The following is a 9,232-nucleotide window of genomic DNA, read 5'->3' on the forward strand; positions in this document are numbered from 1 at the left end:
GTTTTTTCCAGGCTTTTCGTGGAGGATGCGGATAGGGTGTTTTCATGGGATGATGCCGCAACGTCTCCAGATAACGTGCCCGGTCCTTACTAATTCTCCCTTCCTTTACCCGGTATCTCCGGGCAGGAGCTGGATCAATACCCCGTGGAGACATGCGTTATGCTTTTTTTGTAAGATTATATATCTTTGGTATCAGGGTATATGCAGAAATTCGGGATCTGATGACAAGCCCCGTAGACAGAAAAATTGGAAATGCGGGAAAATATTAGATATATTTGTTCCGTCTTAACCAGTCCCGCTGTGGTGGAGTATACCGGTACGAGATATCGCACTTCTCATCCTGGAATGACCAGGGGGTAATAATAATGACATCACCTTCGCGGATCCAGGCACGACGTTTCATCTTCCCCTTGATCCTGCCAAGACGGGTTACGCCATCAGAACAACGGACACGAATATGAAATGAGCCAAGCATCAGCTCGGCATACGCGAACTGCTCACCCTTTCTGGTGTTCGGAAGACGGACCCTGATGGTTTCAATATCCGTTTCTTCAAAAGATTCTGTTGTCGGTACACTTTCTGGTTGAATATCTGATTCTGTGATCTGACCATCTCCGGTAAAAAGTGCAAAATCATCACAAAAAACCTGTCAGGGTTATGAAACAAATTTTGGGCAATATATTCGCACTAGTTGGTGTGACAAAAATTCTAAAGAATCCTGCCAGTGACTTTAATACATGTTCTCAGACATAAAGAAAGTATCGGAATTTTTTCCCTTACCTCCATCTTCACCAGAGAGCCGGAGAATACCATGCACATAAACATTCGCTCTGTTCGTACCGTCTTTCTTTTGATTTTCTGTATTGCTCTCCCCCTCTTTATCGGATATATTGGATCATTCTTTACCATGACAGGGGTATCCGCCTGGTACCAGACCCTTCAAAAGCCATGGTTTAATCCACCTGACTGGTTGTTCGGGCCTGTATGGACCATTCTCTATATGGTAATGGGGATTTCATGGTGGCTTGTTCTCAGGCATGGCATTGAGAAACATACCGTCAGGAGAGCAACGGTCTGGTTTCTCCTTCAGCTTGGTGTCAATCTTCTCTGGTCGTATGTGTTCTTCGCGATGCAGTCATTAATCGGGGGATTGTGCGTGATACTAATCCTCATTGTTTTGATTCTCCTTACTATGCACCACTTCAGATCCACGTCACGGGCTGCGGTATGGCTCCTTATACCATATCTGTGCTGGACCGTATTTGCCACCCTTTTAAATGGAATGATATTCATGCTCAACCATCCCTGGTGATCAGTTTGATGCCTGTATAAAAAGAAAAAAGACAGAGGGATGAGATGATTGAACTGGAACCGATTGGGATTATTCACTCACCATTTACCAGCAGGAAATCAGCACCAAGACAAGGAAGATCATGCTCTGAACCGATGCAGATTGAGATCTATGAGCGGTTCATTCCGGGCCTTGGGACGATGGAGGGGATATCCCACATCTGGGTACTCTACTGGATGCATCAGGCAGAGCGGAACCTCCTTTTTGCAAAAAGGCCTGACTGGGATAAAGCGCGACCGGTATTTACCATCCGGTCACCTGCACGGCCAAATCCCATTGCACTCTCAATCGGAAGGATAAAACATATATCGGGCGGTATAATCACGGTTACCGGACTTGAGGCCCTTGATGGTTCGCCAGTGCTTGATATTAAACCATATGTGTTTGAGATTGACTGCATCTTCGATGATTTCAACCCGTTTGAGAAGAAAGAGTGGGTTTAAAACCTGGAGAGGATCTGCTCTGCTGCCGATTCACCTGACAGGAGCATCCCACCGAATACCGGCCCCATCCGGTGACCGCCAAATACTGCATTTGCAGCCATACCACATACGAACAGACCAGGGAAGACTTCTTTGGTATGAGAGACAACAAAAGACTCGGCGTTGTCTGCCCACATGGTCCCTTCGCCTTTGATTTCAGGTTTTCCGCATTTTTTCGAGACCTGATGTGCGATCACGGCATCATGACCGGTTGCATCGACGGTCATTGTACACCTGATCGTGAGGGGATCCACATGAAGCCCGGTTGCCTCAACCGGCTGCCAGTTGATCACAAGGCCTGAAAGCATCCCGTCACCCTTGACCATCACATCCTCAACGGTGGTCAGATTGAAGAACTCGACCCCGGCATCAGACGCTGCAGCAGCAAGTTTGGTGACTGCCTCCACTGACCTGGCGGTAAAATATCCCGGTGCAAATTCAGATGAACGGATATGAAAGTGATCGAGCAGCCGTTTTGCCTCCTGTTGAACCACAATCCTGGGAAACATCATTCCTCCTCCCCACATTCCACCTCCGATGGATAGTTTCTTCTCAATAAGTCCTACCTTCAGACCTTTTTCCGCGAGAAGAGCGGCACATACCAGCCCGGAGGGACCGGCGCCCACGACAGCAACATCCATCTCCATGTATTCAACAAGGGTATGCAGATGTTCGGTTATGATTGCCCTGCTGATGGTGATCTCATCAAGTGTCATATCCGTACTGCGTCTCATTCGGACAATATGTACCTTTTGTGCATCAGATACTTCCAGGATAACAGAAATGATCCATTTATCTGACCATAAGATCAGCAAACTTTCGCGAGGCTGCTGCAATATCAGGACTGCAAATCACCGCGGATATGACTGCTATCCCATCTGCACCCGCTGCAAGAACATCACCTGCATTTGACAGAGTAATACCCCCAATAGCGACAATAGGAATGGTAACCGCCGCACGTATGATTCGAATAAGTTCAGGACCCACCGGCGGTCCGGCATCAGGTTTTGTTCCGGTGGGATATACCGGGCCTACCCCGAGATAATCTGCCCCTTCACGCTCTGCCCGGACCGCTTCCTCTACGGTTCCGACAGATACTCCGATAATAAAAGGACGCGGAGCGAGTCGGCGTGCCGCGGAAAGAGGAAGATCATCCTGACCCAGGTGAACCCCGTCTGCCTGGCTTGCAAGCGCAATATCCAGCCTGTCGTTGACGATAAAACGGGCATTATACCGGGAACAGAGGGATCGGATCTCCATGGCAATCGCATATAGTTCTCTTCCGTTCCTTCTTTTCTCGCGAAGCTGGATGATTTTTGCTCCCCCGGAGAGTGATTCTCTCGCAATCTGAATATGAGAACAGCCGGGAGCCAGAATCTCATCAGTTATGATGTACAGACCACAATCCATGTGTTTTCTTAGGATCTGAAGCTATATATCATACCACATGAAGCTGCATACCTGCCTGATTGGTTCAGGATATTAGGAATGTCAATATAATATCATCAAAAGGGATGGATGGCACCTTTATACTCACAAAAATAAGGTAAATAAGAGAGTTACTTACAGAACCCTGAACATCTCTGTCTTTGATGAACTCCGCCCCCGCCCGGCATCCCGGGTAACATCAAGGGTATACCATCCGGTCTCTGTCCCATTTGGAATACTCAAATATCCGATAATTCGTGTCCCTTTATATGACATGGCACCCGAGATCGGGAGTGTTGTGTTATTTAAGGAGAGATTGAGATTGAGGTACTCACCGTCTCCGAAATTTTTACCAGTGACCGTAATCTTCAGATCTTCTGTTCCGGTCGGTGCCCGGTCTGGTTCTATTGTATCAATAATCGGTGTGTTATTATAGAACACCCTGAAAGCGCCTGATTTTACAAGTTTCTGACCTGACGGAAATGTCAGAGTCAGGTCATAGGTATCTGGCATCATGTCGGATGGTATATGGAACCAGGCCTTCATCTCATCAGGACGGATGAGAATTGTTTTTTCACTCCGGATCACATCTTTCCCGCCAGCGGTCAGGGATACAGATGACCCATTCACCAGGTTATTACCGGTGATGGTAGCGGTCATGTACTGCCCCTGCTCTCCGTTATCTGGTTTAATCCCGGCTAGGAGAAGGGAAGTCTTCGTATAGATGGAAAATCCTCCTTTCAGGATATCACTTTTATTGTACCTGCTTGTCACGACCACATCCCAGGCCCCCTGCTCGGCATTCTCCGGAATCGAAATGGTGCAGGTGATCTGAGTATCAGATACAATCGTGACGTTTTTAGCAGCTATTGTCCTCTCTCCCCGCTGCAGGGTAACCCGGTCCCCCTCCAGAAATGCCATGCCTCTGATGACGAGCTGGTACTCTCTCCCCTGAATACCCCATGACGGAGATAGCTGCAGATTGAATGGTGCATACGGTTCACCACTCAAGTAGGCATTGGGTTTTTGTACAGACTGACCATCCGGATTCGTAACCGTAAGATCCCACAAGCCCTCCAAATACTTTTGGGGTATCAGGACAGTTCCAATGATACGCCCTGGTGATTCAACAACGATATCAGAACCTGGTACGGTGTGGTCTTTTCTGGATAAGGTGAAGGACGCTCCTTTCAGGAAATTCCCGCCTGTTACAGCCACCTGTACCGGGGTATCCATGCCACCCTGATCAGGACTGATAGCAAGGATCCATGGCGCAGGGAGGGCGGTGATAGTAAAATGTGACGATTGAACAGATACACGTCCGTCCGGATTGATAACCGATAGATTCCATGTACCTGGTCGTATGTCTACTGGCAGGATAAATTCCCCGGATATCTGACCATAACTGACAGTGAGGTTGGATGCATTAATCTGTTTTGTATCATCGGTAATACGAACGATGCATCCGGACCGGAAAAATTTCCCGGTCAGCAGGAACGGGACTGTGGATCCGGCCATTCCAAAGGAGGGTGAGATGTTTTCTATCTCCGGTGCTGCCGGTGGCTCGACATGAAATACCTGATTATATCGCTGCTCACCAAAAGATGGTGAACGCACAATCATCTGATACAGTCCAGGCTTTGCATCTGGAGGGATAACGACCCGAAATGTCACTAATGTATCTGAAATAAATTTCATTTCCGTAATATTCAGGATCGTATCATCCAGTGCAAGACCAACTGACATATTTTCAGTAAATCCCTGGCCATTCATGGTTATCTGGTGGGAGAATCCGGCATGCCCTGTATCGGGAACCAGTGAAGTAATTTCAGGGACTGATGCTCCAGAAACCGGAATAAGAAGAATTAACAGGATTACTCCCAGTATACAGATCATATGCCAGTTGTCCGGAAAAAAACATGGGATTTGATTAATCCATCTTGAATTCATAGAAATCTCCCCGGAACCAGTAGTCCCGGTTTTATCTCCTGTTCAATATTTGAGAGCGAAGAAGAAAAACTTCTGTGTATTTCAGAAAAAAGAAACGATATTTCTGGTATCACATCAAACCGTTCTGATAGAGATATAAAAATATTGTATGCATATAGTACATCTTCTTGTATCATTCGGAATTGGTCATCAGATGACGCCCGGACACTTGTCATACATGCAGATAATCCGAAGATGGCACGATACATGAGAAATGGCCCCTCCATATACCCGACATGATGCAGATCGATTTATTGATATGGCAGCCTCCGGGCATTGAGGTATTCTGGGTGTCCTGGATGTTTTAGGGGAGATGGTTCGGAGCCGACGCTGTCAGGGCATTCCTACCGGGCATCTAGGCTGGAGTATTTCATACGAAGCAGGCATCCAATGCGAGTGATTGAAAAAGTGGCAATTTGTGAAGCTATACGCAAATGAGCAATCTGGAAAAACGGAGAATTACCTGATGAGCAAAGGTATGTTCTCTTCAAAGGCCGTTTGAAACCGGAATGAAGGTCGAAAAGAACCTATTCTTATCGATCCAAATATCATTATGCACCTCCTTCGAATCCTCTCAGTTTTCATCATTCTTCTGACCGGTGGAATTGTGATCCTGGTATACCCATATCTTCCTGATGTTATTCCTACCCATTGGAATATTCATGGTGAGGTGGATGGGACATCACCGGTCTTTCCTGGGATTATTCTCATACCAGCACTTATGACCGGGATAACCATACTCATGATGGTGCTGCCAGGGTATGATCCAAGATGGAAGCGGTATAAGGAGTTTGAAAGGGCGTATGATGGTCTTATCCTCCTCCTCAATGTCTTTTTCTGTCTGCTCTTTCTCATTACTCTTCTCTGGGCACTTGGAATGCAGGTCCCGATGAACCAGGTAATCGCTATCATTTTTGCTATCCTCATGGGAGGCATTGCATTCTTTATCCGAAGAGTCAAACCTAACTGGTTTGCAGGGATTCGAACACCATGGACGCTGGAGAGTGAGACGGTATGGAAGGAGACGCATGAAAGGGGTTTTCGGATCTTTCTCATTATCGCCCTTTTTTGCCTGGTTGGTGCTTTGGTACCGGAGTATGCATACCTGTTCATCCTTCTTCCGGTCATTATAGGAACCATATATCTTGTCGTCTATTCGTATATTGTCTGGAAAAAGGAGCAGGCATAATGATATACCTTCGGACACTACGAATTCAATACCTTGTGGTTCTGGCAATTTTTCTTTTCTGCTCTCCGATAGCAGGAGTGATGAGTCCGGAGGAGTGGCGAAGTACTGCTCCAGGGAACTTTTCCACGCTTACTGCCGAAGAGGTCTCGAAGGTTGCAGAGCCACTGATTCAGAATGGAACATACCCCTGTCTGGTCATCATCCTTGTAGACCCGAATGGCTCGGCCATTTATACCTATGGGGTATCAAACCGGGCATCAGGAGCAGCTTCGAATAATAAAACCACATTTGAGATCGGGTCAGTTTCAAAAACTTTTACTGGCCTCCTGCTGGCCGATGCAGAACTCCGAGGGGTGGTGAACCTGTCCGCACCGATACAGTCCTATGTTCCTGATGGGGTCATTGTTCCTTCATGGCAGGGCAGAGAAATAACTCTTGCTGATCTTGCAACCCACACATCAGGACTTCCAAATGTCCCTTGGGAGTTCTATCGGTATCAGGATGTCCGTGATCCTATTGAAACGCAGGCAGAGTCCTCCTTCCGGGGCTATGAAGAGATCTCTGCAGAGATGGGATATGACTGGCTTTCACATGTGACCTTATCCAGACGTCCAGGCCAGGCTTGGGAGTATTCAAATGGAGGGACGGCTATCGCAGGGGATATCGTCGCACGGGTACAAAACAAAACCTTTCCAGAGCTGGTACGCGAGAGAATCCTGGACCCTCTTGGTATGAAGAGTACCGCAGCAGGATGGAGCGAGGATCTTCTGAATCGATCTGCGACCGGATACCGGGGATATGCTCCTGATCGCGATGAAGGGATGGTTATCAGGTATAACGGGTTCTGGGCCCCGGCAGCAGGAATTATTTCTGATGCTGATGATATGGCAGTCTATCTTGCCCTGCAACTTGGATATATTGATACTCCGGAAGGTCTGTTAGCAGCGGTGAACCGTTCTCATCAGCCACGGGTACTTCGATCGTCTGAAGGGATCGAGCTTTGGGAATCCCTCTTCTGGGATACCTTTGAGACAAAAGATATACCACGAACACACCTGAAAGCCGGTGAGACAAACCGGTTCATGGCAGATATCGCATTTGTCAGGGATAAAGGGATTGGTGTGGTGGTCCTTGCAAATACGGCATACTTATCAGACACCCATGTGGAATCAGATGTAGCCATCCCCCTGAACAAACTCATGCTGGAGAAAAGATAACCAATGTCAGGAAGAATACTAAGAGGAGAAATATGCCGGAAGGGATAAAAGCCTTGATTTTGAGACATCCGGCGATTTGAATAAATAAAGAACAAAGGGAGGAGAAAAAGGTTAATGCAGTATTATCCGGCACCTGAAGAGGTGGTAGAGATGGACTCCCTGATATCTGCAGTTGAATCTGCATTTATCGATCATGGGGCAGGAAGAAGTGTTATGCCACCTAAGGTCTATGTCTCACTTCCCGGGGGCGATTTTCGAACAATGCCATCATATATCCCCTCACTTCATACTGCAGGGGTAAAGATTGTGAATGTTCACCCAGATAACAGGAAGGCCGGATTGCCCACCGTGATGGCGGTAACCATCCTCCTCGATCCCCCGACCGGAGAACCGGTAGCCGTTCTGAATGCGACCACCCTGACTGATCTTCGTACCGGTGCTTCAGCAGCGGTGGCAACGAAAGCCCTTGCACAGAGAAAATCCGGGACCATCGGGATAATCGGGTCTGGAAAGCAGGCAGATTCTGGTCTTATGGCGATCTCCCGCGTTTTTCAGCCTGAAGAAGTGCTGGTATGGTCACGCACCAGATCTCATGCCGAGATGTTTGCAGAGCGATATGCAGATCTGCCGGTGAAAGTGACCGATATTGAGACTGCGGCAGGGGCAGATGTCCTTCTGACTGTTACTCCCTCACGGGCCCCTCTCATCCGGGATGCATGGATCTCTGATGGTGCTCATATTAATGCCATGGGTGCTGATGCCCCGGGAAAGCAAGAGCTTGATCCGGATATTCTCTTACGGGCGTATGTCTGTGTTGATGATATGGAACAGGCGATCCATTCTGGTGAAGTGAATGTCCCTATTCGTGAAGGAATATTTAGGCCGGATCAGATTGCGGGTACACTTGGCAGGGTGCTTACTGGTGCTGTACAAAAACCATCGCCAGGTGCTCTCACAATTTTTGATTCAACCGGCCTTTCCATCACCGACCTTGCAGCTGCACATCTTGCAATCGGGAAAGGCAGGGCTATTGACCTGCCATTTTTACATCATGCCAGTAATTCCGGCATCGCTGGAGTGAGAGAATGAAGACGGTTTGCCCATCATGTGGAGAAGAGAACAAACCAGATGCACGGATATGTGAGTATTGTACCATGGCGACAGATGATACCTCTGCACCTCATGTAGAACCAATATCCCCCTATGATGACCTTTTTTCAGACGATGTGATACCTGAAAAGCCAAGAGATAAACCAAAACCACTCAAAGGGCCGGTGCTTGAACCTGATACTGACTCCCCGGAACCGGTAATACCCCCCCGGATGAAATTGTCACTGCCAGGAGACAGGGATATGGCATTTCTTATTGGAATAATCGGTGTTGGAATCTTTCTGGTTCTGGCCTTGTTTTTCCTGTCTTCACCTCCGGTTCAGGAAAAAGAGGTCGTCCCGGTTTTGGAGGTGACTCCCGAAGTCACGAGGGACGTCAGTGAGAGTACTCCCATTCCGACACCGGATGTTCAGTCAGGAACAGGATATACACATCGTAGTCTTCTCTAGAGAATTCATTGTCAATT

10 protein-coding genes are annotated in these 9,232 nt (G+C 47.7%); 6 read left to right on the forward strand and 4 right to left on the reverse strand.

Annotated elements, in window-relative coordinates; genetic code table 11:
- Positions 1–265: 265 nt before the first annotated feature.
- Entirely contained in the window at positions 266–589 is a 324-nt protein-coding gene (gene eif1A / locus PLA23_RS06950) for a translation initiation factor eIF-1A (RefSeq protein ID WP_324327768.1), read from the reverse strand.
- Between the two features lie 222 nt (positions 590–811).
- On the opposite strand from eif1A, the gene PLA23_RS06955 reads away from it, so the two are divergent.
- Together PLA23_RS06955 and tsaA are read left to right on the forward strand one after the other, a co-directional pair.
- Positions 812–1,312, forward strand: coding sequence for a TspO/MBR family protein (locus PLA23_RS06955; protein WP_324327743.1), 501 nt, complete (start codon positions 812–814; stop codon positions 1,310–1,312).
- 44 nt (positions 1,313–1,356) lie between these two features.
- Complete coding sequence (gene tsaA, locus PLA23_RS06960) at positions 1,357–1,794, forward strand: tRNA (N6-threonylcarbamoyladenosine(37)-N6)-methyltransferase TrmO (RefSeq protein WP_324327745.1); 438 nt, start codon at positions 1,357–1,359, stop codon at positions 1,792–1,794.
- Here tsaA and PLA23_RS06965 read toward each other — a convergent pair.
- The 3 genes from PLA23_RS06965 to PLA23_RS06975 form a co-directional block, all read right to left on the reverse strand.
- Complete coding sequence (locus PLA23_RS06965) at positions 1,791–2,549, reverse strand: sulfide-dependent adenosine diphosphate thiazole synthase (RefSeq protein WP_324327770.1); 759 nt, start codon at positions 2,547–2,549, stop codon at positions 1,791–1,793. The genes tsaA and PLA23_RS06965 overlap by 4 nt on opposite strands.
- 76 nt (positions 2,550–2,625) lie before the next feature.
- Complete coding sequence (thiE, locus tag PLA23_RS06970; RefSeq protein WP_324474591.1) at positions 2,626–3,243, reverse strand: thiamine phosphate synthase; 618 nt, start codon at positions 3,241–3,243, stop codon at positions 2,626–2,628.
- Positions 3,244–3,396: 153 nt separating this feature from the next.
- Positions 3,397–5,157 carry an IPT/TIG domain-containing protein gene (locus tag PLA23_RS06975; protein WP_324327749.1) on the reverse strand — a complete coding sequence of 587 codons (1,761 nt, stop codon included), beginning with the start codon at positions 5,155–5,157 and terminating at the stop codon, positions 3,397–3,399.
- Positions 5,158–5,803: 646 nt separating this feature from the next.
- On the opposite strand from PLA23_RS06975, the gene PLA23_RS06980 reads away from it, so the two are divergent.
- From PLA23_RS06980 to PLA23_RS06995, 4 genes are all read left to right on the forward strand, one after another.
- The gene (locus PLA23_RS06980) at positions 5,804–6,439 is read left to right on the forward strand and encodes an SdpI family protein (RefSeq protein WP_324474594.1); all 636 of its coding nucleotides are present in this window, start codon (positions 5,804–5,806) and stop codon (positions 6,437–6,439) included.
- Positions 6,439–7,656 carry a serine hydrolase domain-containing protein gene (locus tag PLA23_RS06985; RefSeq protein ID WP_324474596.1) on the forward strand — a complete coding sequence of 406 codons (1,218 nt, stop codon included), beginning with the start codon at positions 6,439–6,441 and terminating at the stop codon, positions 7,654–7,656. Before PLA23_RS06980 ends, PLA23_RS06985 begins: the two co-directional genes overlap by 1 nt.
- 114 nt (positions 7,657–7,770) lie before the next feature.
- Positions 7,771–8,745: an ornithine cyclodeaminase family protein gene (locus tag PLA23_RS06990; protein WP_324474597.1), complete on the forward strand. Its 975-nt coding sequence runs from the start codon at positions 7,771–7,773 to the stop codon at positions 8,743–8,745.
- Positions 8,742–9,215, forward strand: coding sequence for a zinc ribbon domain-containing protein (locus tag PLA23_RS06995; RefSeq protein ID WP_324474599.1), 474 nt, complete (start codon positions 8,742–8,744; stop codon positions 9,213–9,215). Before PLA23_RS06990 ends, PLA23_RS06995 begins: the two co-directional genes overlap by 4 nt.
- The last annotated feature ends 17 nt before the right edge of the window (positions 9,216–9,232 follow it).

Origin of the sequence: Methanospirillum sp. (assembly GCF_035406105.1) — an archaeon.
In the GTDB taxonomy this organism is placed as follows: Archaea; Halobacteriota; Methanomicrobia; order Methanomicrobiales; family Methanospirillaceae; genus Methanospirillum.